Source organism: Comamonas thiooxydans (assembly GCF_002157685.2).
Taxonomy (GTDB): Bacteria; Pseudomonadota; Gammaproteobacteria; order Burkholderiales; family Burkholderiaceae_C; genus Comamonas; species Comamonas testosteroni_H.
Window position 1 is genome coordinate 2,881,754 of sequence record NZ_AP026738.1, and the last position, 26,999, is coordinate 2,908,752.

General features: G+C 61.0%; 25 protein-coding genes and 1 pseudogene. 4 read left to right on the forward strand and 22 right to left on the reverse strand.

The window, feature by feature from the left end; all coding sequences use genetic code 11:
* Window positions 1–150 precede the first annotated feature (150 nt).
* The 13 genes and pseudogenes from CTR2_RS13220 to CTR2_RS13285 all read right to left on the reverse strand — a co-directional run bounded on the left by CTR2_RS13220 (window position 151) and on the right by CTR2_RS13285 (window position 14,788).
* Window positions 151–384 carry a hypothetical protein gene (locus CTR2_RS13220; protein WP_087083445.1) on the reverse strand — a complete coding sequence of 78 codons (234 nt, stop codon included), beginning with the start codon at window positions 382–384 and terminating at the stop codon, window positions 151–153.
* A 208-nt stretch (window positions 385–592) separates the two neighbouring features.
* A complete protein-coding gene (locus CTR2_RS13225; protein WP_087083443.1) occupies window positions 593–883 on the reverse strand; it encodes a hypothetical protein in 291 nt (96 codons plus the stop codon).
* Between the two features lie 454 nt (window positions 884–1,337).
* On the reverse strand, window positions 1,338–2,012 hold the full coding sequence (locus CTR2_RS13230; protein ID WP_087083441.1) for a DUF3275 family protein: 675 nt from the start codon (window positions 2,010–2,012) through the stop codon (window positions 1,338–1,340).
* A 388-nt stretch (window positions 2,013–2,400) separates the two neighbouring features.
* Window positions 2,401–3,132 (reverse strand): DUF3577 domain-containing protein, encoded by a 732-nt coding sequence (locus CTR2_RS13235; protein ID WP_087083439.1) that lies wholly within the window; start codon window positions 3,130–3,132, stop codon window positions 2,401–2,403.
* 396 nt (window positions 3,133–3,528) lie between these two features.
* Window positions 3,529–4,863, reverse strand: coding sequence for an MmgE/PrpD family protein (locus CTR2_RS13240; protein ID WP_087083437.1), 1,335 nt, complete (start codon window positions 4,861–4,863; stop codon window positions 3,529–3,531).
* Window positions 4,864–4,877: 14 nt separating this feature from the next.
* Window positions 4,878–5,669, reverse strand: coding sequence for an alpha/beta fold hydrolase (locus CTR2_RS13245; protein WP_087084603.1), 792 nt, complete (start codon window positions 5,667–5,669; stop codon window positions 4,878–4,880).
* A gap of 32 nt (window positions 5,670–5,701) precedes the next feature.
* Window positions 5,702–6,703 carry a tripartite tricarboxylate transporter substrate binding protein gene (locus CTR2_RS13250; protein WP_254913348.1) on the reverse strand — a complete coding sequence of 334 codons (1,002 nt, stop codon included), beginning with the start codon at window positions 6,701–6,703 and terminating at the stop codon, window positions 5,702–5,704.
* A 213-nt stretch (window positions 6,704–6,916) separates the two neighbouring features.
* A pseudogene (gene pcaD, locus CTR2_RS27540) lies at window positions 6,917–7,747 on the reverse strand (3-oxoadipate enol-lactonase).
* Complete coding sequence (locus CTR2_RS13265) at window positions 7,744–8,760, reverse strand: tripartite tricarboxylate transporter substrate binding protein (protein WP_087083435.1); 1,017 nt, start codon at window positions 8,758–8,760, stop codon at window positions 7,744–7,746. The pseudogene pcaD and the gene CTR2_RS13265 overlap by 4 nt, the downstream one beginning before the upstream one ends.
* 72 nt (window positions 8,761–8,832) lie before the next feature.
* Window positions 8,833–10,887, reverse strand: coding sequence for a 3-hydroxyacyl-CoA dehydrogenase NAD-binding domain-containing protein (locus tag CTR2_RS13270; RefSeq protein WP_087083433.1), 2,055 nt, complete (start codon window positions 10,885–10,887; stop codon window positions 8,833–8,835).
* On the reverse strand, window positions 10,887–12,980 hold the full coding sequence (locus CTR2_RS13275) for an acetate--CoA ligase family protein (protein WP_087083431.1): 2,094 nt from the start codon (window positions 12,978–12,980) through the stop codon (window positions 10,887–10,889). The genes CTR2_RS13270 and CTR2_RS13275 overlap by 1 nt, the downstream gene beginning before the upstream one ends.
* Window positions 12,981–12,984: 4 nt before the next feature.
* Window positions 12,985–13,776: an enoyl-CoA hydratase/isomerase family protein gene (locus CTR2_RS13280; RefSeq protein ID WP_087083429.1), complete on the reverse strand. Its 792-nt coding sequence runs from the start codon at window positions 13,774–13,776 to the stop codon at window positions 12,985–12,987.
* A 34-nt stretch (window positions 13,777–13,810) separates the two neighbouring features.
* Window positions 13,811–14,788, reverse strand: a complete 978-nt coding sequence (locus CTR2_RS13285; protein ID WP_087083427.1) for a tripartite tricarboxylate transporter substrate binding protein — start codon at window positions 14,786–14,788, stop codon at window positions 13,811–13,813.
* A 286-nt stretch (window positions 14,789–15,074) separates the two neighbouring features.
* On the opposite strand from CTR2_RS13285, the gene CTR2_RS13290 reads away from it, so the two are divergent.
* A complete protein-coding gene (locus CTR2_RS13290; RefSeq protein ID WP_087083425.1) occupies window positions 15,075–15,872 on the forward strand; it encodes an IclR family transcriptional regulator in 798 nt (265 codons plus the stop codon).
* 145 nt (window positions 15,873–16,017) lie between these two features.
* Here the strand turns inward: CTR2_RS13290 and CTR2_RS13295 are convergent, their stop codons facing one another.
* The 8 genes from CTR2_RS13295 to CTR2_RS13335 form a co-directional block, all read right to left on the reverse strand.
* Window positions 16,018–18,984, reverse strand: coding sequence for a Tn3 family transposase (locus CTR2_RS13295; protein WP_001138070.1), 2,967 nt, complete (start codon window positions 18,982–18,984; stop codon window positions 16,018–16,020).
* A gap of 2 nt (window positions 18,985–18,986) precedes the next feature.
* Entirely contained in the window at window positions 18,987–19,547 is a 561-nt protein-coding gene (locus CTR2_RS13300; RefSeq protein ID WP_003124096.1) for a recombinase family protein, read from the reverse strand.
* Window positions 19,548–19,677: 130 nt separating this feature from the next.
* Window positions 19,678–20,667 (reverse strand): DUF3330 domain-containing protein, encoded by a 990-nt coding sequence (locus CTR2_RS13310; RefSeq protein ID WP_001276635.1) that lies wholly within the window; start codon window positions 20,665–20,667, stop codon window positions 19,678–19,680.
* Complete coding sequence (merE, locus tag CTR2_RS13315; protein WP_003090697.1) at window positions 20,664–20,900, reverse strand: broad-spectrum mercury transporter MerE; 237 nt, start codon at window positions 20,898–20,900, stop codon at window positions 20,664–20,666. The genes CTR2_RS13310 and merE overlap by 4 nt, the downstream gene beginning before the upstream one ends.
* Complete coding sequence (gene merD / locus CTR2_RS13320) at window positions 20,897–21,262, reverse strand: mercury resistance co-regulator MerD (RefSeq protein WP_003090698.1); 366 nt, start codon at window positions 21,260–21,262, stop codon at window positions 20,897–20,899. Before merD ends, merE begins: the two co-directional genes overlap by 4 nt.
* Window positions 21,263–21,279: 17 nt before the next feature.
* Window positions 21,280–22,965: a mercury(II) reductase gene (gene merA, locus CTR2_RS13325; protein ID WP_003090700.1), complete on the reverse strand. Its 1,686-nt coding sequence runs from the start codon at window positions 22,963–22,965 to the stop codon at window positions 21,280–21,282.
* 71 nt (window positions 22,966–23,036) lie between these two features.
* Entirely contained in the window at window positions 23,037–23,312 is a 276-nt protein-coding gene (gene merP, locus CTR2_RS13330; protein WP_087083423.1) for a mercury resistance system periplasmic binding protein MerP, read from the reverse strand.
* 15 nt (window positions 23,313–23,327) lie between these two features.
* Window positions 23,328–23,678, reverse strand: a complete 351-nt coding sequence (locus CTR2_RS13335; protein WP_001294666.1) for a mercuric transport protein MerT — start codon at window positions 23,676–23,678, stop codon at window positions 23,328–23,330.
* Window positions 23,679–23,749: 71 nt separating this feature from the next.
* Here CTR2_RS13335 and CTR2_RS13340 point away from each other — a divergent pair, with 71 nt between their 5' ends.
* Complete coding sequence (locus CTR2_RS13340; protein WP_000414383.1) at window positions 23,750–24,184, forward strand: mercury resistance transcriptional regulator MerR; 435 nt, start codon at window positions 23,750–23,752, stop codon at window positions 24,182–24,184.
* Window positions 24,185–24,442: 258 nt separating this feature from the next.
* On the opposite strand, the gene CTR2_RS13345 is transcribed toward CTR2_RS13340, so the two are convergent.
* Window positions 24,443–24,715, reverse strand: a complete 273-nt coding sequence (locus tag CTR2_RS13345; protein ID WP_087083421.1) for a hypothetical protein — start codon at window positions 24,713–24,715, stop codon at window positions 24,443–24,445.
* 193 nt (window positions 24,716–24,908) lie between these two features.
* Between CTR2_RS13345 and CTR2_RS13350 the strand changes: the two genes are divergently transcribed.
* Both CTR2_RS13350 and CTR2_RS13355 read left to right on the forward strand, forming a co-directional pair.
* Window positions 24,909–25,583, forward strand: coding sequence for a heavy metal response regulator transcription factor (locus tag CTR2_RS13350; protein WP_087083419.1), 675 nt, complete (start codon window positions 24,909–24,911; stop codon window positions 25,581–25,583).
* Window positions 25,580–26,983 carry a heavy metal sensor histidine kinase gene (locus CTR2_RS13355; protein ID WP_087083417.1) on the forward strand — a complete coding sequence of 468 codons (1,404 nt, stop codon included), beginning with the start codon at window positions 25,580–25,582 and terminating at the stop codon, window positions 26,981–26,983. The genes CTR2_RS13350 and CTR2_RS13355 overlap by 4 nt, the downstream gene beginning before the upstream one ends.
* The last annotated feature ends 16 nt before the right edge of the window (window positions 26,984–26,999 follow it).

Consider the following 26,999-nt stretch of genomic DNA (forward strand, 5'->3'; position numbering starts at 1 on the left):
TCCACAGGAGAAGCTCTTTGAACGCAGCTTCATTTGCACAAATGGACATAGAGTCCTCCAAACTAGGCTCAGGGAACTCCAGCCCAATGGGACCGAAGCCCCATAGGGAAAGAAAATGCCAGCCCTGATTTCTCAGGGACTGGCATGGGTTTAAAGGTGATCCTTCTGAGACCAGTGACCCTTCGCCCAGGCTTTTTCAGCCTTGGCTTGGGTATTCCAAGTCTCCAGAGATTCACGGGTGAACGGGCCACGCTCGGTACAAGTACCGAGATAGAACCCGCCTCCACTACGGAGAACCTGCATCGGCAGAACCTCGCCACATTTAGCAGCGAGAACGCCGAAAGTCACACCAGTAGTTGCTTGCGATTGAACGATTTGCGTCATGTCTTTTCTCCTGTTGATGGGGGAAAAGGACGAGCGCGCCCGAATGGGACACGGCCCATCCGGGGTTGAGAGAGGTTGAAAACGTGAGACACTTTCCAGATGACTGAAAAGCGTCCCCAGTTGAGAGTGATAACAGGGACTCCTCGCCATGAGGAGCCTCTGGACCTTGTGCATCTTTTCGAGGAAATGGATGCGCGAGATGCGCTACCTATTCTTCGAACGAGGATGCGCCAGCAGACGGCGGCGGCAAATTCCGCTCTTTCAATAGTTGAACCAAGCTCGACGGCATCCCGTCAAGCAGTTCCGGCTTTTGATAGCAAGAACTGATCAGCGTCACGATCGAACAAACCTGCCCCGGTGCAACCTGCTCGCGCAGTCGCATCAGTGCTTCGTAGTCCTGCTCGGTACACATCGCCACGAACTTGCGATAGGCGTCATGCATTTGCATGCGCTGGTCCTCAGACCAAGCAATGAGCTTCAGACTGGAAGGTGTGCCCATGGAGACTCCTCCCGATAAGGAGCGGGCACGCCAGCCCTTGCGGACAGTTGTGCCCGCGAGGGTTATAGAAAAAATGATGCCCAGGGCATTGCTGCCTGCACTTTTCAAGGGCTCAAAGTGCGCGAAACCATATTGATGGTCAGATGGTTTCCCAGAAGATCCGCAAGTGCTGCAGACACTCTGGGAACCCATCGGGCTCCCGGCATTGCCAGATTACAGTACCCAGGCCGCCTATAGGCTGGCCGGCTGTCACAACGGGCTCAGACAGCCAAGGAACGGCGCGGTCACGAGGCCGGCTTGGCTTTCACCGGACACGCACTATCGCAAAGCCACTGCGCATCAGGTCGCAGCCACCCTAATTCCACTTTCCCGCTGCCTGGCTACCAGGCAGTAGGCTGATCCATAGACGCGCGATCACGCATATGGATCAGCCCGCTGATGCGGGCGATGGGCTTTACTTTGGACGCCAAGTTTGATCTTGGAATCCGAATTGATAGCTGCCCAGTTGGCCGATGGCCTTGGTCTGCTCCCGCAACATCGAGCGATCGACAGTGGGATCGAGCTTCACTGGTTGAAGACTGCGGATCTGCGCCCAGTATTCCCGAAGCACTTCAGGAAGTTCAGGTGTGTCGACCTGACCTACGTCGTCGACTGATGAAGCTTGTGCAGTTGCTTGGGTTGTTTGCCCAGTGTTCCGCTTTATTCTCTCAATGCGCTCGCGCATCTGGTCACCCAACCGTGTGGGCCCTTCTGTCTTCGACTGGGTACGCGGCGCGGGCAACGGAGCTGGCCACACAGGCGTTTGAGACGCCAGGGATGGCGATTCAAGTAGTGGGTCGGGCTCAGCCAATTCGGTCTCGACGGGAGCATCGGAAGCGCTATCGAGCTGCATGTCATGCAGCGTTGCTCTCATCTCCGTCACGGCTTTTCCGTACGCAATGTACTGATGCAGGAAGATTCTGTTGATCCACACAGTACCGTGATACTCGCCTTCTGCGAACTGATCCAGGAATGAATCCTTGACCTTGAGTTCGCAGCACTCGTGGAATAGCTCCCCGACACAGAAATCGCCGTAGCGGCCACCTCTAATTTGTTTGACACGCAACGTCACGTTTTCGAGCTTTATCAAGCTTTTGCTCCATCAGATTGCGGAGCACCAGTCCAACGCGGGGCCAGGCCCGCGTGGGTGAAAGAAAAACACTCCACACGCATGCGCCTGTGGAGTGCTGTTTGGAATTACCAAAGGACTTCCGATCCTTTGGGAATGAGACAGAACACACCGGTTCGAGGTGTGCGTCAACGAGTGAAGTGTGTACGGTCTATAAGTGCCTCGGCCCGTAGGGCGCGCAAGTTTCAGAGGCTCACCTGCTTCGCTAGTTGCCTAGCATCCGGTTTGGTTTGAGTGATACCGGCAAACACTTGGAAAGGCTGAGAGCATAGCGCAATTCCAGGGTATTCGGGCCACAAATCACGCCCTGAATTGCTTTCGCAATTCAGGGGTGGGTGGCTACTGCTGATTACGCGTAATCATGTTCGCGTCGATCAGCATATCCGCCTTGCCGTTGCTGGCCAGACGTACTGCCGTACCCGCCTGAGCGAGCTGGCTGGCGCGTAGGCGCCGAAGGTGTACGGCCCTGCGGAGCAGGAGCACGATACTGAGGTTGCTGACGTGGAGCTTGAGCTGGTACACGTTCCTGCGATGCAGGTCCATGTGGTTGCTCATCTTGGCCACCCTGTTCAGAGTTGCCAGCATGTTCCTCGTAGAACGCCTCATCGCCATGCGGTTGACTGCCGACATGAGCAGCCTCCACATTCGACTCGGCACGTTGATACACGAGCTCGCCTTCAACCCTCACGGAGTTGACAAGTATCAGACGGCCCTTGATGAGGCCGGCTAGTTCCTTCTGCCCCGTGGGGCGTCCACCTTGATCTCGCACATCTCGCTCGTAAGAGTGAGCGTAGAGGTCAGCAATACGGAAAGAGATCAGCACCTTGCGGCGCTCATCAACTTCCTTTTGCAGACTTTCGATGAGCTCGATGGCCTCGGCAGAGGACACGCGCAAATCGAAGTAGGTGTAGTCGGGAGAATCCGTTGCCCCACGCAGCGCACTGATAGCGCAAGCGAGGAACGGTTCAGCCTTGCGACCACGACCAGTGGGCGTAACCCAACGAACACGGGACAAATATCCAATGCCGTTAGCGTGCAGGTTGAAAAACTCACGTTGAGCAGGTGCTTGTTGTTGCTGCATGATGACTCCAAATTTCCAAAGTTTGGACGGAGCACAGCCACACCTGACCGCAAGGTCTGGATGGGGCGATGATCCCCATCCGGGTTGCGAGGTAATGCTTTGACCAATCCTTGGGGGATCGGCTAACGACTCTCAAAAGCTCAGTCGTCTATGTGTGCCCTAGGGCTTTCACAGGCTTGAGAATAAACGGTGGATTTCAACTCGTCAAACAGTGTTGACAGTTGGCGCCCCACCGGCTTTAGAACCAGTCCGTGTTCCGGTTGAAATGACCACTTGCGCAGGTTACGCGTGACTAGGCTATTGATCTTGACCGGATGCGAGCGGCTGTGAGCAGTCCCCAAGGGCATCCCTATAGATGACTACTATAGGTTGATCTGATCAGCCTATAGTACCGCGTCAATGGATATCGAACAGCCTGGCTGCACGTTCCAGCGTCCACAGATGAGCAAGCAGGTTCTTGGCTCCCGCAGCACCGATTACCGGCTCCGACAGTTCCAGGAACTTGCTTGTTAGTTCTGCATCGGACAGCGGCAACTCCGGGTCACCTTTGCGGTTGGGCTGCAGATGCACTAGCTTAGCACCACTATGGGTGGTGATCTCAACGCGCGCCGACCGCTGGCCCGGGAACGCAGCGTCGATCACGGGGTCCACGCGCGGTTCGATGCGGGTCATCAGCTCGCGCACACGCGCATCCTCCAGTTGTGCAGGCTCGTAGGCAGCCAAGCGTACGCTCCCACGCGTCAGCGCCGTAGCGACGACGTAACGAAGGCTGAAGCGGGCTTCGTTGGCGCTGGCCGGTTTCTCGTAACAGGCTATGTCCAGTGCAGGCCTGTAGGTGTCCACACGAACGTGGGCAATGTCCTCTGCATGCAGGCCGTGCTTCTCACGTAGCTCCAATGCGCCGTCAATGGCAGCGAAAGTGTGGCCGCAGCCGATATGGTTCTTGAAGGTCAGTCGCGTGATGTGAAAGTCGCTCCCAAGCGTGGCGCCGACCTCTGACCAGTCCGGACCGTTGCTCATGGCTTGACCCAGGCCTGACTTTCCGTCCAGCACGTCCAGCGAACCCGTCACGTCGCGCGCTGCCATCTGCGCAGCCAATAATCCCGCCTCGGCTGCACGACCCGCATGCAATGGTTTGGACATGGAATCCATGCGAAAGGCCTGCTGTAGTCCCGCCGCGAATGTTGCGGCCGTGGCCAAGGCATGCGCGAAAGGCAGCGCACCCAAGCCCAACACGCCAGCGGAAGCTGCGGCCGCGCCGAAGGTGCCAACCGTACCTGTGTTGTGCCAAAAGCGGTAGTGCGGACGTCCCATCACCACACCAATGCGGGTTGAGACCTCGTAGCCAAGCACCAGCGCACGCAGGAAGTCCAGACCACTGACACCGGCGTCCTGGCTGGCCGCCAGGGCCGCGGCGATGGTCGCTGCGCCGGGATGGTACATGGCGTCGCGGAAGCTGTCGTCCACCTCAGCTGCATGGGCTGCTGTGCCGTTGTACAGTGCGGCAGCGCGAGCCGTGGCGGTGCGGCCATTGCCCAGTCGAGCGCGCCCATGGTCCAGATCCTCGGCCAAAACCTGTTCGAGCTGAGCAAGAGGGGCGGCCGCCAGACCGGGGAACAGGGAGGCGTACCAGTCGATTACGGCACGTTTGGCGTGGTGAACTACCTCGTCGGGCAAACGGGTGCTGTGGAATTGCTCGGCATACTGGCCGAAGACTTCTGTGGCGTGCATGGGATGGATTTCCTTCAATCGGAGCTAGGGGTTGCGAGCCATTGGCTAAGTAGCGTGTTGATGGCGGTGGCGGATTCGTACTGAACCCAGTGTCCTGCGTCTGGCAGGGTGGCGGTGATGCAGTGTGGGTGGCAGGCAGCCAAGGCTGGTGCAAGCGATATCGGATCGGCGGTCACGTCATGCTCTCCCCAGACAAGCAGCAGTCTGGGCGCCGTGCGGCTCAACAGAGCCTGCAAGCCACCAGATCGGGAGATGGGCTTGCTATGAAAGCGCGTACGCAGGCAAGCATCTGTATGGATTTGCAGGGTCTGCGCGTCGATGCTGGCCTCTGCGTGCAGCATGTGGGCCAGCAGGTTGTGCCGCATAGCTTGCTGCAAAGCCTGCGTGTCGCCCGTCTGCGCGTGGGCACGCCACTCCAGCAACGGAGCCCTAGGACGACGAGTGCCGCCGTGACCAACGGCACCCAGAAGCGCCAGTCGGTCCACGTCGCCTCGGCTTGCAGCCAGGTGTGCCGCCATCAAGCCGCCGAAGGAAAATCCTCCCAGGTCGATGCGCGTACCAGCGCCTAGCAAAATGGTCAGAGAGCTTTCCAGACGTTCCAGCAGAGCCTTCACCGTGGACTCATCGGTCGGGTCAGAATCTCCGTAGCCAGGCATATCGGGCACACAGACCATACGCTGCTCGGCTAAAGCATGGATGTTTCGAATCCAGTGCCTCCATGTCCCATGGCCACCATGCAACAGTACCAAAGGACGGCCATGGCCAAACATTCGCCATGCCACACGGCCACCGTGGCTGTCCACCATTTGGAGCTCCTGCAGCCGTTCGAGCGCGTCCATCATACGGCCTTGATGGACTGTGACTTGATCACCTGGCGCCACTTGGCTTCCTCTGCGCGCACGATGCGAGCCGTTTCCTGTGGATCGTCCAGTGTCAATGCTAACCCCTCGGCGGCGGCTCGGCGCCGCAGTGCATCGGTCTGGGCTGCACGTCGGACGGCGGCGTGCAACTGCTCAACGATGGAGGTAGGCGTAGCGCCTGCCACGAACACGCCATACCAAACGTCGGCGTCGTAGCCTGTTACGCCGGCCTCGGCGAAAGTCGGCACGTTCGGAAGCAACGGCGAACGCTTATTGCTCGTCACCGCCAGCGCTCGCAATTTGCCGCCGGCGAGCAGCGGCGCTACGCTGGGTAGTGTGCCAAAGGCCAGGTCAATCTGGCCTGCCATTACATCGTTCATCGCAGGCGCCGCGCCACGGTAGGGGACATGTGGCACGAACAGGTTCGCTGTACTTTTGAGCAGCTCAGCGGCCAAGTGGGTAGAGGTTCCGTTGCCGGCGGACCCGTAGGAAAATTGACTAGGCTTGGCCCGGGCCTGCGTCAAGAAGTCCTCGGCCGACTTGAGAGGACTGTTGGTACGAACTACTGCTACGATGGGAGCACGCCCGAGCAAAATGACCGGCGCGAATGCCGACTCTGATGGGTAAGGAAGTTTCGGGTGCAGGCTGGGCACGATGGCGATGGCACTGGTGTTTAAGAGCAGCGTGTAGCCATCCGCTTGGCTCTTTGCGACTGAATCATTGCCTATTACGGTACCTGCGCCTGACTTGTTATCTACGATCACGGACTGCCCCAGATCGCGCGTCAGAGCGTCTCCCAGTGCTCGCGCCATCGCATCGGTACCGCCGCCAGCGGGAAAAGGAACAACAAGGCGCAGCGGCCTGTTGGGAAAGGACTGTGCGTTAGCAGGTGCGGTGAAGTACAACGCCATGCTGGCAGCGGTGCCCGTCAACAGGCTACGACGCAGTGTCGAGACGGTTTGTGTGGAGTTTCGTTTCATTCAAGGGTTTCCTGTACTTCTGGGACTGCACGCAGCGGCGTCAAGGCCTGTTCAGGCATGATCCAGCTCCGCAGCGAGAATCCCGGTGCTGTCGTCGGTACACATGTACGCAATGCATCCTCTGCACGGCGATGTTCGAGGCAAGTGTCGTCCTCAGTTCTGCCCGTGCCTACTCGATGCAGGTACTGGAGTGACACTTGTGCACCTTCAGCGTCAGATGGCCTCGGACGTCGCACCGACCGTACTATCCAGGAACATGCGTAGCGCCCGGTTGAAGCGCTCGGGCTGCTCAATGCAGGTCATGTGTGCTGCGTCAGCGATCACGGCGAGCGTGGATCGGGGAAGGTGCCGGTGCATTTCTAGTGATGCAGCCAGAGGCGTGCCGATGTCGTGCTCGCCAACGATCACAAGCGCCGGGCAGTCGATCCGGGGGAGGTCCTCCGTGGTATGCACCGAGGCAATGGCTGCGCAGGCACCGGTCCAGCCTTCAATGGTGGTAGACGCGATGACGCGCGCCACGTCCGCCACAACAGCGGGCTCGGCCTCGCGGAATGCGGCCGTGAACAAGCGCCCGATGGCCGGATCCACAAGGGGCGCAATGCCATGCGAGCGAGCGACACGGATGCGTTCGTACCAGACCGATTGGGGTGTTGCGTCGTGCTGACTGGTGGTATCAGCAAGCACAAGTGCCTGCACGCGATGCGGGTACTTGAGCGCAAAGGTCTAGCCAATCATGCCACCCATGGAGAAGCCGATCCAAGTGACCGCCGTGATGCCAAGATGGTCCATCAGTTGTGCGACGTCATCGGCCAACTGGTCCAACGTGTAGGGAGCCTGGCCAGCACCACTGCGTCCGTGCCCGCGCGCGTCGTAACGAAGCACGCGATAGCGCCCGGCCAGTGCCGCAACCTGAGCATCCCACATGGAAACGTCGCAGCCGAGGGAGTGAGACAGCAGAAGCCAGGGGCCTTGCGTTCCGTCGATGGTGTAGTGGATGGCCGGTGCACCGGCCGGTTCGAACATGCTCATTGGGTCTGCTTTCATTGCGCGGTAATGTTTGCTGCCTTAGCGATGCGTGCGTACTTAGCCACTTCCGATTCAATTAGTTTTTGAAATTCGGCGGGAGTGCCGGCCGCCACCTTCACGCCCATGTCTGCCAGTTGCGCCTTTACCTGCGGCAGGCGCAGGACGTTATTGATGTCCTTGTTCAGTTGGGCGACTACCGGCGCAGGGGTCTTTGCAGAGGCCAGCAACCCGTACCAGAAGCTCCATTCGTAGCCTGGCACGCCGGCCTGTGCAGTGGTGGGCACGTCCGGCATCTCGGCGATGCGTGAGGCTGAAGTCACCGCCAGCGCACGCACCCGCCCGTCCTTAACCATACCGACAGCCGAGACGTAGGGCGCGATATGAAACTGCACGCGCCCGGCGATGGTTTCGGTCATCGCCTCGCCCACGCTCTTGTACGGAATGTTCACGGCCTCGATGCCAGCCTGTTGGCAGAACAGCGCGGCTGCGAAGTGCGAGCTGCTTCCCACTCCGGCCGACGAGTAGCTGACCGAACCAGGGCGCGCCTTGGCCTGCGCCACTAGCTCCGACAGCTTCTTGGCGGGAAGGTCCTTGGGCACCACGATCAGCGCTGGGCCTTCGCCGATTAGCGTGACCGGGGCGAAATCGCGCAGCGTGTCGTAGCCCGGGTTGCGGAAAACGGCCGGAGCCGTCGCATGGGCGGGCGACACGCTGAGCAAAGTACTGCCGTCGGCCGGCGCGGCCAGTACGGCACGTGCCGCCAGCGTTCCGCCCACGCCTACCTTGTTCTCCACGATGGCTGGTAGCCACCAGCGTTCGGACAGGGTCGCCGCGATCAAGCGTGCAGCCGCATCGGGCACACCGCCCGCGCCGAAGCCCACGATGAAGCGGTAACTGGCTAGAGCCGGCGCCGGAAGTTCGCTGCCGGCAGGTGACTGCGCCCAAGCCGGAGCTGCGGCACAGGCGAGGCCCGCCGGTACGCACTTCAGCAGTGCGCGGCGCGACGGAGTATGAACAGAGGTGTAGGACATGTTGTCTCCTGGATTTGTGCTGCCTTAAGGCAGTCTGATGGGAATAGCACGGGGACTGCCCGCGTTAGTTGGTCACAGCAGTAGGTATCGCGGGTCACCGACCCTACTTGCGGGGCCGCTGATCTCGGCCAGCCAGGCAAAATCTTCTCGTAGGCTGGCTTCGCTGCGTTCGCGGGCCCAAAAAACCACGCCGCCTTCCCAACGCGGGAAGCCGTAGCCATTGACCAGAGCTAGGTCCACATCGGTGGCATAGACCGCAACTCCTTCGGCCAGGAGCAGTGCAGCCTCGTTGGCCAGAGCCAGTAGCGCACGGCGCACGATTTCTTCGTCAGTAATGACACGCGGTGCAATACCCTTATCAGCCCGTGCCTGCTCGATTAGCGCATGCACTTCCGGGTCCACCGCCGGCTTACCACCCTCTGCATAAGCGTAGTAACCAGCGTTAGTCTTTCGTCCCAGCCGCCCGGTCTCGCACAACCGGTCGGCTATGTCAACGTAGCGCGTTTGCGGATCACGTGTTGCTGCCTGGGCCTGGCGCATGCGCCAAGCAATATCCAGTCCAGACAGGTCGGCCACCGCAAATGGGCCCATGGCGAAGCCAAAGCGCTGCAGTGCTGCGTCCACCTGCTCAGGCCAAGCGCCCTCCTCGACTAGGAACTCGCACTGGCGCCGGTAAGCGGCATACAGCCGGTTGCCGATAAAGCCGAAGGCATTGCCGGTCAGCAGCGGCAGCTTACCGAGCCTCTTGGCCACAGTCAGTCCTGTGACTAGAACGTCAGGCGCCGACGCCTGGCCGCGCACCACTTCCATGAGCCGCATGACGTTGGCCGGACTGAAGAAATGCAGACCAACCACGTCCTGTGGGCGCGACGTAGCTGCAGCGATGGCGTCCAGGTCCAGGTATGACGTGTTGCTTGCAAGCACAGCACCGCGCCGGGCCACAGAATCGATGCGCTCGAACACCTGCCGCTTGACGTCCAGATCCTCGAAAACGGCCTCGATCACAATGTCTGCTGAGGCCAGGTCGTCCCATCGCAAGCTGCTGCGTAGACGCCCCTGGCGCGCCAGGGCTGTATCGGACGCCATCTTGGCTGCGCGCACACGGCCAGCGTAGTGGTCCTGGATGCGAGTTGTTCCACGTTCCAGCGCCACACCGTCCTGCTCCAGCAGCAGCACTTCGTAGCCAGCATCCAGTGCCGCGATGGCAATGCCGGAGCCCATGGTTCCGGCGCCGATGACTGCAATGACCCGCACTGAACGCGGTGTTACGCCGGCCAGCGAAGGATGTTTGGCGCTCTCACGCTCGGCGAAGAACTGATAGCGCAGAGCTGAGGCCTCGCGCGACCTGCGCAACTGCTGGAACACTGCGCGTTCGTCGGCTAGCGCGGTGTCGAAGTCGTGCACAACCGAGGCCTTGATGGCTTCGATCGCCGCAACTACGGCAGGGCGGTACTTGCCAGCTTTCAGTGCGGCTGTGGAAGCGTCTTCCACGGCTTTGGGATCGGCCGGAGGCACGGAACGATCTCGCAAGCGCCGCTTACGCCCTACCAGGCTTCGTGCCAGGGCCAGCGCCTCAGAGCGAAGCTCGCCTATGGCCTCGGCGTCGATAAGGCCCGCAGCCAAGGCGGATGGGCTCTTAACCCGCTTGCCGCTGCAGATCATTTCTATGGCGCTAGGTACGCCGACCAGACGCGGCAGGCGCTGGGTGCCGCCCGCGCCCGGAATGATGCCCAGCGTGACCTCTGGCAGGCCGACGACGGTGTCGGGCGCTGCGATGCGCGCATCGCAACCCAGAGCCAGCTCAAAGCCGCCGCCCAGCGCCGCGCCGTGCAGCGCGGCCACAAAGGGCTTGCTGCAGGCATCGATGGCTGCTATCACGCTGGGCAACTGAGGCTCGGCAAGCGGCTGGCCAAACTCGCGGATATCCGAGCCGGACATGAAAGTGGTGCCGACGCCGATTAGTACGGCGGCCACCAGGCTGTCGTCGCGTGCCACTGTATCAATGGCCTGTAGAAGTCCAGCACGGACAGTCGCAGAACCGGCGTTAATGGGTGGGTTGTCGATGCCGATGATGGCGACGTCGCCGTCGCGCTCCAGGCGTACCTGGCCCAAAGCTGCGGGATCCATCACGCTAGTACCACCACGCCGTCTGCTGCACACACACCTTGTCCCTGCGGCAATACGAACACTGGGTTGATTTCGGCCTCGACCAAGCGGTCGCCCAACTGCGCCGCCATCTCCGAGAAGGCGACGATGGCCGAGACCAGCGCTTCCACGTCAGCCTTGGGCCGGCCGCGGAAGCCATCCAGCAGCGGCCAGGTCTTGAGATCCTGGGCCATAGTCAGTGCGTCGGCGCGCGAAAGGCCGCCGCTTGGCGGCAACAGGCGCAGCGTGGTGTCCTTGAACAGCTCTGCCGCCACGCCGCCCATACCCAACATAATGGCGGTTCCCAGAGCGTCGCGGTGCATGCCCAGGATCAGCTCAGTGCCGCCACTGACCATCTTCTGTACTAGGAAGCGCCGGGGTCGCACACCGGCCTTGGTTTCGACCTCGGCGGCCATCTGAGTGAGCCGTGCTCCTATGGTCTCGGGTGACAGGCCTACAGCTACACCACCTACGTCACTTTTGTGCGTGATCTGGGCGGACAGAATCTTCAGTACAACGCGGCCACCCAGGGTGCGTGCGGCAGCCTGCGCCTCTTCGGCAGTGGTGACCACTAGCTCAGCCGCGCATGGCAAGCCGAAGCGGGTGAACAGCTGTTTGGCCTCGGCCTCGTCCAGTGATCCACTCGGTAGAGTATCGAGTGCAACGGGTTTAGCCGCCTCGCAACCGTCGGCCGGAGCTGGTTCCTGGAAGTTAGCCACGCGCAACATTCCTGCCAGCGCCGCAGTGCAGCTTTCCGCTGCTCCGAACGCCGGCACCCCGCGTTCTGTCAGCAGTGCACCGATCTCGGGCGCGTGCGGGCTTACGTACGCTAAGACAGGCTTGTCGGAGTTCGGCAAGCACTCTTGAATGGCGCCCACTAGTAGCTCAGGCATAGCTAGGCTGGACGATCCGACGATGATGACCAAAGCGTCGTAGCTCGGACTGGCCAGCAGCGCATTGATGGCTCCGCGCAGAAGGTCAGGCCGCAACCCGGCTAGGGTCACGTCTATAGGGTTTCGGTCCAGCACCGCCTCGCTGCCGGTTTGCAGCGCCCGCAGCGCGTCGGCCGTGGCAAGGTCGGGCGCGGGCGTCTCGAACCCGGCCACGCCCAAATCATCGGAAACAAGCGTGCCGGCACCGCCGGTGGAGGTGAGGATTGCCACGCGCTTACCGCGCAGATGACGGCCGGTGGTCAGTGCGGCGGAGATGTCGAGCAGGTCGGAGAAAGTCTGTGCGCGGATCACACCGACCTGCTTGAACAGCGCGTCGTACATGCTGTCGGCACCAGCCATCGCTCCTGTGTGCGACACAGCGGCTTGGGCGCCAGCCTCGGAGCGACCAATCTTGAAGGCCACGACTGGCTTGCCCGCATGCGCTGCCTTCAGGCAGGCAGCGCGGAATTTCGACGGATTGCGCACCGTCTCCACGTACAGCGCAATCACTTTGGTGGCAGGGTCATCGACCAGGTGGTCAATAAAATCAGCAAGCTCCAGATCAACTTCGTTGCTGGTAGAGATCAGTTTGGAAAGACCAATGCCGCGAGCTGAAGCACGCGACAGCAGTGACCCAAGGATGCCGCCACTTTGCGAGACGACGCCGATCCCTCCGGCCTTAAAGTCGTCCATCTCCAACGCACCAGAAGGCGAAAGCACTATCTTGTCAGTCAGATTGACTAGTCCGATCGTATTGGGCCCCAGAATTCGCATCGTGCCGGCCGCTTCGACCAGTTGCTGCTGACGGCGAGCGCCTTCTTCACCGGTTTCGGTATAGCCACTGGCCAACACGATGGCCGCAGCACAACCGCGCTCCGACAATTCCTTTACCGTAAGATGCGCTCGCTCTGCGCCCAGCAACACAACTGCGACATCAGGAACCTCGGGAAGTGAGGCAACATCTGGGTAACATGGCAGATCACCGATGGCTTCGACCTTGGGGTTCACGGGCATGATTCGACCGGAGTACCCATGCTTTCGCAGGTACGCGACAGGTCGGCCTGTAGTTTTCTTCGGGTCAGCCGAGGCTCCGATGACGGCAACACTTCGTGGAGAAAGCAGCTTTGAAATGGCGCTGTTCATACAATCATTCCTTCGCTGCAGCTTTAGCTAAAAAGGCTTCTACCGAGGCGCGGTGTTCGCTACTCGTGTAGCAGATACCTTGTGCCTGACTGCCCTGCGCGAACACGTCGTGGGACGACAACTCGAAGCTTTGATTGAGGATGGTCTTGGTCAATGCCAATGCGGTCGATGAGGCTTTGGAAAGCTCCGCAGCCCATGCCTGCGCATCGGTCCGCAAGGTGTCGGCACTGGCTTTTCGATCGACGATGCCCAAATCGAGGGCTTCGTCCACTTTGACTTGGCGCCCAGTGAAGATCAGTTCCTTGGCCTTTGAAAGACCTACGCGTCTCGGCAGAAAATACATGCCGCCGCCGTCAGGAATGATGCCGCGGTGAATGTAAGACCAGGTGAAGCTTGCCCACTCGCTGGCGATGATGAAATCGCAGGCCAGCGCAGTGTCGGCCCCCAGCCCAGAAGCTGCTCCGTTGACAGCGGCAACCACCGGTTTAGGCATTGTGTGCAGCAGCGCTTGAGTACGGTGCACACGTTGCTGACGATGCCAACCGTTAAAGCCAACTTCGCCGGCCGGTGCATTCATTCGCTTTTGCATGCCACTGATGTCTCCACCTGCACAGAAGCCTTTTCCTGCTCCGGTGAGAACCAACGCCCTGATGCTTTTATCGGCTGCAACACGTTCCAGCGCGTCGATAAACTCCGTGCGCATGTCATCGCTCATCGCATTGCGCTTGTCCGGACGATTCAACGTAAGCGTTGCCACCGCGTCATTGACTTGAAGTTCTATTAGGGAATAGCTCATTGTTTTCTCCAAAAATTACTCGACACAATGCCGATCAGTCCGGCTTGATGCCGCTTGCCTTGATCACGCGAGCCCAACGTTGCTCCTCGGCTTGTACATATGCATCCAATTCGGCTGGAGTGCCCGCGCTGACAATCAGACCTTCGTGTTCGACCTTGCGGACAAAATCAGGTGAGCGCGCCGCCTTCCGAGCTGCTGCATTCAGGCGCTCTATCACAGCTGGAGGGGTGGCTGCGGGGACATACAGTCCGTACCAGCTATCGACGACATAACCAGGCACCGTGGCAGCAATAGGCGCAATTCCCTTGAACGCCGGCGAAGGCTCAGAAGTTGTGACACCCAGTGCTCTAAGCTTTCCACCGTCCACAAATGGCGAAACTGCAGCTGCTGTTGCAAACATCATGTCCACCTGACCTCCCATCAGATCGGTCAGTGCCGGCCCTGCGCCGCGATAAGGGATATGGTTGATCTTTATCTGGGCCAGATTGGCGAACAGCTCTCCGGCGAGATGGGCTGAAGTGCCAGCCCCTTGGGAAGCAAACGTCAGTTTTCCCGGGCTAGCCTTGGCAGCTGCTACGACATCGGCTACTGACTTGAATTGACTGTTGGGCCGCACAACCAGTACGTTGGGCCCTTTACCAATGAGCATCACCGGCGCAAATGCTTTGTTGCTTCCATATGGAAGCCTGGGTTGCAGTGCTGGATTCACCGCATGCGCGAATGATGCAACGACGATGCTATATCCGTCAGGAGCGCTCTTGGCAACGTTGTCGGTTCCGATCATGGTTCCTCCGCCAGGCTTGTTCTCCACTATGACGGGCTGTCCTAAGTCCTTGGACATTTCTGCCCCCAATGTGCGAGCGATCAAATCCGTGCCACCTCCCGGTGCAAACGGAACAACCATGCGAATGGTTTTATCTGGGAACGTTGCCATAGCAGATCCTGCTGAAGCAACAACGGCCATGAAAAGTGCAATGGATCTCGCACCTCGGCGAACCAGGGAAGCAGTCATTGAGTTGTCTCCTTGTTATGCGGCATCTGCCGCCTGTCTCTCAAAGCCGGAACATCGCGGCTCTCGATGTCGGTCTTTTAAAGCTTAGGGAGAGATAGCAATCCTGGCACCCCCCTATTTCCAACAGATGGAATTTGCAGGCAAAGTTGGCATGTCTCGAATTCCACGGGATGGAACACTCCTTGCCAGTTGGGTGGGTGCAAGAGCGATCAAAATTGCACTAATTCAGCGCCCTCCTTGAGAACCGACGCTATCCCGGTGTGAACTCCGAACCATCAAAAAGCTAATGATCAAAAGCCGCTCTGCCATCCTTAATGACAAGCCGGGTCAATCGCCCTCCAATCGATCGCTTGAGCGAGGAATAGAAATACTTCGCGCTTTCCGACCTGGATCGGAGCTGCTTGGAAATGGCGATATTGCAGAGCGAACAGGGCTATCGAGGTCTACCGTCAGTCGACTAACTCAGACGCTGGTCGGAACTGGGATGCTGCAGGTAGACACATCTGTGCGCGCCTACCGCCTGGCGCCGGCTGTTCTAAGCCTGGCACATGCCATGCGTACCGGCTCGCAGGTCCTAGCCATTGCCGCACCGCTGATGCGGACGCTTGCAGAGGCCCAACGCATCAACGTTGGCCTAGCCGCCCCCGACAGAGATGAAATGGTCTACCTGGAATCCATCCGCTACAGCCGGCGCGTGGTGCTTCGCCATGTGGTTTCAGGCCAGCGAGTCCCCATGGAGCTCACTTCCTTGGGGCGTGCCTATCTGGCGGTCGCGTCCGAACCCAAACGTGAGGCACTGCTAGCCACATTTCAACACCGCAGAGCAGCACAGTGGGAAGTCCTTGAGCACGCGATCGAAGACGCGCGCCAAAGCGTGAGAGCGCGAGGCTTCTGTGCCGCAGCATGGCAGCCTGAGGTGGTTGCCCTGGCAACGCCCTTGGTCACGCCGGATGCAATCTATGTTCTAAACCTTAGCATCTCTACAGAGGAGGCTCTGGCAAAAGTCGTGGAGGACCTGTGGAGCCCGTTGATAGCACTACGAGACGAAATCCAGAAAAGACTGAACGCTCTGCAATCGATGTAAATGGGATTTTTCATCATGCTTATGCTCTGCATCGAAGCCATTGCGATGACGACAGTGCCAAAGCTAGAGTTATCCCAAAAATCCAGCGAAGAAAAGCCGCTATTTCCAAGCAGGGGTCGCCTCAGAAAACGGAAAATAAAGCACGCTAAGCCGGTTGCAGCGGTCGTAGCGGCCTGAACTTGCCCGCGCCGATCTTGGCGCTGCTGCGCCAGAGGTAATCGCCGGTGAGGTTGATGTGCTCCCAACCGAGCGGCGACAGGTACTGCAACAGCGCGTCATCAACGGCATGGCCGTTGCCACGCAGCGCGTGCGCAGCCCGTTCCAGATAGACCGTGTTCCACAACACGACGGCAGCCGTTACCAGATTGAGGCCGCTAGCCCGGTAGCGCTGCTGCTCGAAACTGCGGTCGCGGATTTCACCCAGGCGGTTGAAAAACACTGCCCTGGCCAGCGCATTGCGCGCCTCGCCCTTGTTCAGGCCGGCATGCACGCGGCGGCGCAGTTCCACGCTTTGCAGCCAGTCCAGGATGAACAGCGTGCGCTCGATGCGGCCCAGCTCGCGGAGCGCCACGGCCAGGCCGTTCTGGCGTGGGTAGCTGCCGAGCTTTCGGAGCATCAGGGAGGCCGTCACCGTGCCCTGCTTGATCGAGGTGGCCAGCCGCAGGATTTCGTCCCAATGGGCGCGGACGTGCTTGATGTTGAGCGTGCCGCCGATCATGGGTTTCAGCGCGTCATAGGCGGCGTCGCCCTTCGGGATGTAGAGCTTGGTGTCGCCCAGGTCGCGGATGCGCGGCGCGAAGCGGAAGCCCAGGAGGTGCATCAGGGCGAAGACGTGATCGGTGAAGCCCGCCGTGTCGGTGTAATGCTCCTCGATCCGCAAGTCGGACTCGTGGTACAGCAGGCCGTCGAGCACGTAGGTCGAATCGCGCACGCCGACGTTCACGACCTTGGTGTGAAATGGCGCGTACTGGTCAGAAATGTGGGTGTAGAACGTCCGCCCTGGGCTGCTCCCGTATTTCGGGTTGATGTGGCCGGTGCTCTCGGCCTTGCTGCCGGTGCGGAAGTTCTGGCCGTCCGACGATGAGGTGGTGCCGTCGCCCCAGTGCTCGGCGAAGGGATGGCGGAACTGTGCGTTGACCAGATCGGCCAGCGCCGCCCCGTAGGTTTCGTCGCGGATGTGCCAGGCTTGCAGCCAAGCCAGCTTGGCGTAGGTCGTGCCGGGGCAAGACTCCGCCATCTTGGTCAGGCCCAGGTTGATCGCGTCGGCGAGGATCGTGGTCAGCAACAGGTTCTTGTCTTTGGCCGGGTCGCCCGATTTCAGATGCGCGAAATGCCGAGTGAAGCCCGTCCATTCGTCCACCTCCAGCAGCAGTTCGGTGATCTTGACGTGCGGCAGGATCATTGCCGTCTGGTCGATCAGCGCTTGGGCGGTGTCGGGTACCGCCGCGTCGAGCGGCGTGATCTTCAAGCCTGACTCGGTGATGATGGCGTCCGGCAGCTCGTTGGCCGTCGCCATACGGTTGACGGTGGCAAGCTGTGTTTCCAGCAGCGTCAGCCGGTCGTTCAGGTACCGGTTGCAGTCGGTGGCCACGGCCAGCGGCAATTCGCTGGCCTGCTTGAGGCTGGCGAATTTCGCGGGCGGCACCAGGTAGTCCTCGAAGTCCTTGAACTGGCGCGACCCCTGCACCCAGATGTCGCCGGAACGCAACGCGTTCTTCATCTCCGACAGCGCGCACAGTTCGTAGTAGCGCCGGTCGATGCCGGTGTCGGTCATGACCAGCTTCTGCCAGCGCGGCTTGATGAACTCGGTCGGCGCGTCGGCGGGCACCTTGCGGGCGTTGTCGCTGTTCATGCCGCGCAGCACCTCGATGGCGTCGAGCACGTCCTTCGCGGCGGGAGCGGCCCGCAGCTTGAGCACGGCAAGGAATTCCGGCGCGTAGCGGCGCAGCGTGGCGTAGCTTTCGCCGATGCGGTGCAGGAAATCGAAGTCCTCGGGCTGCGCAAGCTTCTGCGCTTCGGTGACGCTCTCGGCGAAGGCATCCCAGGACATGACGGCCTCGATGGCGGCGAACGGATCGCGGCCCGCCTGCTTGGCCTCGATCAGCGCCTGGCCGATGCGGCCGAACAGCCGCACCTTGGCGTTGATCGCCTTGCCGGACGCCTGGAATTGCTGCTGATGCTTGTTCTTGGCGGCGTTGAACAGCTTGCCCAGGATGCGGTCGTGCAGGTCGATGATTTCGTCGGTGACGGTGGCCATGCCCTCGATGGCAAGCGCCACCAGGGTGGCATAGCGTCGCTGCGCCTCGAACTTGGCCAGGTCGGCGGGCGTCATCTGGCCACCCTCACGGGCGATCTTGAGCAGGCGGTTCTGGTGCACCGACCGCTCGATGCCAGAAGGCAGGTCGAGCGCCTGCCACGCTTTGAGGCGTTCGATGTGTTCCAGCATGTGCCGCGAATTCGGTTTGACGGGCGATTGGCGCAGCCAGGCCAGCCAGGTCGTTTTGCCGTTGTCCCGACGCTTGAGCAGATCGTCGAGGCGGCGGCGATGCGCGTCCGACAGCGGTTCGGCCAAGGCATCGTAGATGCGCCGGTTGGCGCGGGTGATTGCTTCGGCGCTCGCCCGCTCGACGGCGTTGAGGGCAGGCAGAATGACCGACTGCTGCCGCAGGTGCTCGATCAAGGTGCTGGCCAGCACGATGCCCTTGTCGGTCTGCAAGGCCATCTCGGTCAGCAACTGGACGGCCTGCCGGTAGTGGCCCATGGTAAAGGGCTGGAAGCCGAACACCGTTTGCAGTTCGACCAGGTGCTCGCGCCGGGTCTGCTCCCGCTGCCCGTATTCGTCCCAGCTTTCGACGCTGACCTTGAGCTGGTCGGCGACCAGTTTCAACAAGGGCGGAAACGGCGGCTCATCGACGCCCAGGATGACACCAGGAAAGCGCAGGTAACAGAGCTGCACGGCGAAGCCCAGCCGGTTGGCCGGGCCGCGCCGCTGCCGGATGATGGAGAGGTCGGTTTCGCTGAACGTGTAGTGACGGATCAACTCATCCTTGGTGTCCGGCAACGCCAGCAGGCTTTCGCGCTCGGCGGCGGACAGGATTGAACGACGTGGCATATTTACTGATCCGTTCTCAAGTATTGATACAGGGTTTCGCGACTGATTCCGAATTCACGAGCCAGCTTGGTCTTTTGCTCGCCAGCCTCGACACGTTGGCGCAGTTCGGCAATACGCTCAGACGACAGGGATTTCTTCCTGCCACGGTAGGCCCCGCGCTGCTTGGCGAGCGCGATGCCCTCGCGCTGCCGCTCGCGGATCAAGGCGCGTTCGAACTCGGCGAACGCGCCCATTACCGACAGCATCAGGTTCGCCATCGGTGAGTCCTCGCCGGTGAAGGTCAAATGCTCCTTAAGGAACTCGATGCGTACGCCGCGCTGGGTGAGGCCCTGCACCAGGCGGCGCAGGTCGTCGAGGTTGCGCGCCAGACGATCCATGCTGTGCACCACGACCGTGTCGCCTTCGCGCACGAAGGCGAGCAGCCGTTCCAGTTCGGGCCGCCGTGTGTCCTTGCCCGACGCCTTGTCGGTGAACACTTTATCCACCTGGATCTGTTCGAGCTGCCGTTCTGGGTTCTGGTCGAAGCTGCTGACGCGGACGTAACCGATGCGCTGACCGTGCAAGGTATCCTCCTGAGGGAAATGTGTCAGGAAGAAATCTATGACCCTTGACGGCGTATGTCAATCAATTCGGAAGGCAACTCTATTCTGACGATTTAGCGCCGGATGGTCTGACGCCAAGTTAGGGTATGCCTCAGTCTGACAGTGATGAGTCGCAGGCGTTCGGATCGGCATCGGTTTCGCTCCCGGTCTTGGCGCGCGCCTGGAAGCGCTGATAGCACTCCAGCCCGCAGAAGTGCTCGACGTATTCCGCGCCTTCCGGGGTGAAGGCGGCATCGAGCGGGATTTCCTTGCAGCACACGCAGCAACTGGTGGCAGTCGGATCATTTGCATTCATGGTGGCACCCCTCCATTGACTGACGAAGACGGCGAATGCCGCCGCCGGCATCGGCTTGGCGAACAGGAAGCCTTGTCCTGTGTCGCAGTCCGCTTGTCGCAACAAATCAAGACTCGCCGATGTTTCCACGCCTTCGGCCACTACTTCCATGCCAAGCCCATGCGCAAGCTGAATCACGGTGCGCACGATGGTCTGGTCGCGGTGGTCGTTGGCGAGTCCGGCGACAAACGATTGGTCGATCTTGAGCGTGCTGATGGGGCAGCATTTCAGGTGTTGCAGGCAGGAATAGCCGGTGCCGAAGTCGTCGGCGGCGAAGCGCACACCGATCTGTCGCAAAGCTTCCAGGGCGGGGAAGATCGCCGGATCACCGAACGCAACCGATTCGGTCAGCTCAATTTCAAGATACGCGGCGGGCAACCCGGCATCGGCCAGCACGCCCTTTACCCACTTGTCGAAATCTGGCCCCACTTGGCTCGCCGAAACATTGACGGCCAGCCGGAACGGTTGCCATGCCAGCACCCGCCAGTCGCGCATTTGACGGCAGGCTGCGCCCAGCACCCATGCGCCGATTTCCGGCATCAGGCCGGACGATTCGATCACGGGCAGGAACTGGCCCGGCGGCAACAGTCCGAGCGTCGGATGACGCCAGCGCAACAGGGCTTCCGCGCCGACAATCTGCTCACTGCGCAAATCGACAATCGGCTGGTAGTGCAGCTCAAGCTGCCCGCGCTCGACCGCCTGCGCCAGTTGCGCCACTGTCCATTCAATTGGCTGGGAAGCGCTCATGATCGACCTCTGAAGGCCCGCAGCAGCCGCGTCACAGACAGGACAAACAAGCCGGTCAGCGTGAGGGCTGCAATACCCCAGTGCTCGCCGATGAACGCGCCGGCCGTCGTGCCGGCCAGCACAATGGCGAGAATCGGCAAATGACAGGGACAGGTGAGCACCGCCAACGCACCCCACAGGTAGCCGGTGAACGGCTTGTGTGTCTCGGTCGGCAAGCGCTCGGGGCTGTTCATGGCAGACTCTCCGCTTGCTGGGCCGGCGCGGTCGGCATCGCGGCCAACTGCACTTCCAGATCGGCCAACGCTTCGCGTCGGCGTTCGACGAACTGACTCAGCACGGCAAGCTGTGCGGCTGTTTCATCGCAGTCCGCCGCATCCAGCGCCCGGCACAACCGCGCCAATGCGTCCAGGCCGATGCCCGCCTCAAAAGCGGCCCGCACAAAGCACAGCCGCTGCAAGGCGGCGTCATCGAACAAGCCGTAGCCGCCCGTGGTGCAGGCGACTGGCCGCAGCAATCCGCGCAGCAGGTAGTCGCGCACGATATGCACGCTCACCCCGGCCTCAAGGGCCAGTCGGGACACTGTGTAGGCGTTCATCGAACACCTCCTTTTCCTTATCCGGCGCAGCAGGACAGTTGCTTCACGTCCTTGCTGAAGGTCTGCGCCGCGAGCTTCAAGCCCTCGACCATCGTTAGGTAGGGGAACAACTGGTCGGCTAGTTCCTGCACCGTCATGCGGTTGCGAATGGCGAGAACAGCCGTCTGGATCAGTTCGCCCGCTTCCGGGGCCACCACCTGTACGCCAATCAGCCGTCCGCTGCCTTCCTCGATGACCAGCTTGATGAAGCCGCGGGTATCGAAGTTGGCGAGCGCACGCGGCACGTTGTCGAGCGTCAGCGTGCGGCTGTCGGTTTCGATGCCATCGTGGTGCGCTTCCGCCTCGCTGTAGCCCACGGTCGCCACTTGCGGGTCGGTGAACACCACGGCCGGCATCGCGGTCAGATTGATGGCGGCGTCGCCGCCGGTCATGTTAATGGCCGCACGAGTGCCGGCCGCTGCCGCCACATAGACGAACTGCGGCTGGTCGGTGCAGTCGCCGGCCGCGTAGATGTTCGGGCTACTGGTGCGCATGCCCTTGTCGATGACGATGGCCCCCTGCGCATTGACGGCTACCCCCGCCGCTTCCAATGCCAGGCTGCGCGTGTTCGGTGTCCGGCCGGTGGCGACCAGCAGCTTGTCGGCGCGCACTTCGCCCTGTCCAGTGGTCAGCACGAATTCGCCGTCCACATGGGCGACTTGGCTGGCTTGCGTATGTTCCAGTACCTTGATTCCTTCGGCACGGAAGGCGGCTGTGACGGCCTCGCCGATGGCAGGGTCTTCGCGGAAGAACAGCGTGCTGCGCGCAAGGATCGTGACCTGGCTACCCAGCCGGGCGAAGGCTTGCGCCAGTTCCAGCGCCACCACCGACGAGCCGATGACGGCCAGGCGTTCGGGAATGGTGTCGCTGACCAAGGCCTCGGTCGAAGTCCAGTAGGGTGACTCTTTCAGGCCCGGAATCGGCGGCATGGCCGGACTGGCACCCGTGGCGACCAGGCAGCGGTCGAACATCACGACGCGCTCACCACCCTCGTTCAAACTAACGATAAGGCTCTGGTCGTCCTTGAAACGCGCTTCACCGTGCAGAACGGTGATGGCTGAATTGCCGTCCAGGATGCCTTCGTACTTGGCATGACGGAGTTCTTCGACACGGGCCTGCTGCTGGGCCAGCAGCCGCTCGCGCAAGATCGTCGGCGGTGTGGGTGGCATGCCGCCGTCGAATGGGCTTTCCCGGCGCAGATGGGCGATGTGGGCGGCGCGGATCATGATCTTGGACGGCACACAACCGACGTTGACGCAGGTGCCGCCGATGGTGCCGCGCTCAATCAGCGTGACCTGCGCGCCTTGCTCGACGGCCTTCAGTGCTGCCGCCATCGCGGCTCCACCGCTGCCGATCACGGCGACTTGCAACGGGCGCTCGCCGCCGCTGCCCTTGTCGGCGGCACCCATCCAGCCGCGCACCTTGTCGAACAGCCCAGTGCGGTTGTCGGTCGGCGGGGCATCGGCGAGCATCGCTTTGTAGCCCAGGCCAGCCACGGCGGCGGTCAGTGCGTCCGGCGCTGTGCCTGGATCAAGGGCGAGCTGGGCCGCGCCCTTGGCATAGGACACTATGGCAGATTGGACGCCGGGTACTTTTTCCAGCGCTTCCTTGACGTGCGCCGCGCACGAGTCGCAGGTCATGCCGGTGATTTTTAGATGGGTCATGCGACAGATCCTTTTTCGTTTGTGGTAGCAGACAAGGGCGTCAGATGTGCTGCGCTGCCGTTTTCAGTGCCTCACTTCTTGACGCTGGACGGATAGCCTGCGTCTTCGGTGGCCTTGGTCAGCTTCTGCACGCTGGCCTTGGCATCATCGAAGGTGACAACCGCTTCGCGTGTCTCGAAGGTCACGTTAACTTTGCTGACGCCTTCGACCTTGGAAATCGCCTTCTTGACGGTGATCGGACAAGCGGAGCAGGTCATGCCCGGTACGGACAGCGTGACGGTCTGGGTGGCGGCCCACACGGGGGCAACAACGGCAGCGATGGCGAGAGAGGCAAACAGTTTTTTCATGATGAACTCCTGTGATTAATAGAAAAATGGCATGACGTAGGGAAATCCGAGCGCGACCAGAACCAGCGCGGCCACGACCCAGAAAATGAGCTTGTAAGTAGCGCGCACTTGGGGAATCGCACACACATCCCCTGGTTTGCAGGCTTGCGCCGGTCGGTAGATGCGCCGCCAGGCGAAAAACAGCGCCACCAACGCCGCGCCGATGAAGATCGGGCGATAAGGTTCCAACACCGTCAAGTTGCCGATCCAAGCGCCGCTGAACCCCAGGGCGATCAGAACCAGCGGCCCCAGGCAGCAAGCCGAGGCGAGGATGGCGGCTAGCCCGCCAGTGAAGAGCGCCCCGCGCCCGTTTTGAGGTTCAGACATACGCTTGTCCTTTCAAATCTGGATTGGATAGCTTAAGCTTACTTCCGTACCAATGTACGGAGTCAAGCGATATGGAAAAAAATTTGGAGAATCTGACTATTGGCGTTTTCGCCAAGGCGGCCGGGGTCAACGTGGAAACAATCCGGTTCTATCAGCGCAAGGGCTTGTTGCCGGAGCCGGACAAGCCCTATGGCAGCATCCGCCGCTATGGCGAGGCGGATGTGACGCGGGTGCGCTTCGTGAAATCAGCCCAGCGGCTCGGATTCAGCCTCGACGAGATCGCAGAGCTGCTGAGGCTGGATGACGGCACCCACTGCGAGGAAGCCAGCAGCCTGGCCGAGCACAAGCTTCAGGACGTGCGCGAAAAAATGACCGACCTGGCGCGCATGGAAACCGTGCTATCCGAACTTGTGTTCGCCTGCCATGCGCGGCAAGGGAACGTTTCTTGCCCGCTGATTGCTTCGCTGCAAGGGGAGAAAGAGCCGCGTGGTGCCGACGCGGTGTAGCCGAGGGTAGTTACGCCTTAGCGTGCTTTATTTTCCGTTTTCTGAGACGACCCCGAGTTTGTTCAGGAAGGCGGAAAATACGTCATTACTTCAGTGAAGTAAGAACAATGATCGAGCCGCGGCGCCTTCCGGTCCACCTCTCAGACTGGAACTCGCCGCGTCCGCCGCGCATGCTGCCACACGGTTGTAAGGCAGATCAAGCGCCCTGGCTGCGAGCTTGGGCGTCGGACAAACGCTCGACGGTCTCGAATCGACGGCTTAAGGCGTGCGGGTGGAGGGATGTCCGGATGGTGCAGCGCGGCGTGCGGCGTCATCTGCGGCTGAGCGCGCGGTTAGCATGCGACCGGCCGCGTCGACCTTCACCAGGCCGAGCCGGGGGTGGCTCCAGTAGCGCGCCTTTCCCTTCGCGGCCTGCACTTTGGCCGGAGACGCTTGATCGCGCACTTCGTTGTCGGTGGGCGCGGAGAAAGATGCCGCGGAAGCCAGCGACAGTGCCGCGGCAAGGATGGAAGCAAAAAGTTTGTTGGACATGGTCTCAACCCTCATCATTGGTTGACGAAAACGTCAGCAGACTGACGACCTCACTCGGACCCAAGCGATTGGTGTGCGTCGAGATGAGAGGAAGTTTGGAATCCGGCGAGCCACCAGAATGTGATGCGTCGATGACATTTTTGTAATCTGGGAAAACTCCGCTTTGGGAGCGCCCGCAAAGCCGTTCAAGAACATGAAAATCCTGTTGATCGAAGACGAAGCGAGTGCCGCGGCCTACCTGAAGCAGGGCCTCACCGAGAGCGGATTCACGGCGGAGGTTGCCACCAATGGCAGCGATGGCCTGCACGCAGCTATGACCGGCGACCATGACCTGGTGGTCTTGGACGTGATGCTCCCCGGCATCGACGGCTTCGCGGTGCTGTCCGCGCTTCGAACGTCCAAGCAAACACCGGTGTTAATGCTGACTGCACGCTCCAAGGTCGATGACAAGCTCAAGGGCTTCGATCTCGGCGCCGACGACTACCTGGTCAAGCCGTTCCAATTCCCGGAGCTGATCGCGCGCATCCGCGCACTCCTCAAGCGCGGGACCAAGGTGGCGTTCGACGACGTACTGCGCATCGCGGATCTAGAGGTCGATTCCGTCAGGCACCACGCGACCCGGGCCGGCCAGCGCATCGATTTGACGGCCAAGGAGTTCGCCTTGCTAGTGCTGTTCATGCGCAAGAGCGGCGAGGTGCTATCCAGAACGCAGATTGCTTCGCTGGTATGGGACATTAACTTCGATTCTGACACGAACGTCGTGGACGTGGCGGTGCGACGCCTGCGCATCAAGATCAGCGACCCCTTCGAGACGAAACTGATCCATACCGTGCGTGGCGTGGGCTATGTCTTCGAGCCTCGGTCATGAGGCTAAAAAGCCTGTCGGTACGGCTCGCGCTGTGGGTCGGCCTGTTGGGCCTGCTGCAGGGGGCCGGTGTTCTGTGGTTTTCTTATCTCACGATGCAGCAGGAGCTGGGGTCGCAACGGCGGCTCGTGCTGCGTGACAAGGTCGACCAGGCCCAACAATTGATCGGCGACATGCCTGACGATGCGGCCATTCGCGGAAAGGCCTTCGAGCTTGTGGATCTCGTCACTGGACACGCCGAGTTGCATCTGGCGATTGCGCGACAAGGGTCCACCGAGCCGACGGTCGCGTTCAGCCGCGAAGCCAGTGAATCGCTGAAGCGGTTGAAGGACGACATCTGGGGAACCGACGCATTCCTGGAATGGCGCGCGCAAACCAGCGGTGCGCCGATGCTGTCGCAGGCCGGAGCCGTGCAACTTAAAAGTGGTGAAGCCTACGAGATCGTCGTCACCGTCGAGCGCAGCGAAGACCAGCGGCTGTTGCGCAGCTTGCTGGTCACCGCGCTGACCGCGGCACCATTCGGCTTGGCTGTGGTGATCGGCAGTGCTCTGGCCATCGTCATTTTTGGCCTGCGGCCGTTGCGACGCTTCCAGAAGACTGCCACCGACATCACGGCCCGCAACCTCTCGGCGCGGATTGACTCGAGGGGCCTGCCCACCGAGCTGCAAGGCCTTTGCCACGCGTTCAATACCATGCTGGAGCGCCTGGATAACGGCATGCACCGGCTGTCCGAGTTTTCGGAAGACCTAGCGCATGAGCTGCGTACGCCTCTGGCAACGCTGCTGGGGCGCACTCAGGTCGTGCTGTCGCATCCGCGCTCAGTCGAGCAACTGACGAACCTGCTTGAAAACAACGTCGACGAATTGCAGCGGCTCGGGCGACTGGTTTCAGACATGCTGTTTCTGGCACAGGCCGACAATGCGCAAACGGCCCTGGAGCGGCGCGAACTTGATCTGGCTGACCAGGCGCGCATCGTCGCCGAGTTTCTGCAACTGCTGGCCGACGAGCGCGGCATCGAGATCTTGGTGGAAGGTAGCGCGCGCGTGATAGTCGACGGCGGTCTGGTGCAACGGGCGATCACCAACCTGCTGTCCAATGCCGTGCGCCATGGTGCGCTGGGCATGCCGGTGACCGTAAATGTGTCCTATGCCGACGATCTCGATGCGGTGCTGGTGGTGACCAATTACGGGGAACCGATCCCGCCCGCACAGCTGGAGCGGCTCTTCGATCGCTTCTACCGCGTGGACAACTCGCGTGCCCGCGATCTGGGCGGCACCGGACTCGGGCTGGCAATCGTTAAAGCAATCATGGGACTTCATGGCGGGAGGGTTACGGCCAACAGCAGTGCCAGTGGCGAAACGCGCTTCACGCTCTACCTTCCGCGGGGGAACCAGGGTCTGTGACCGATCCTCGGGCTTA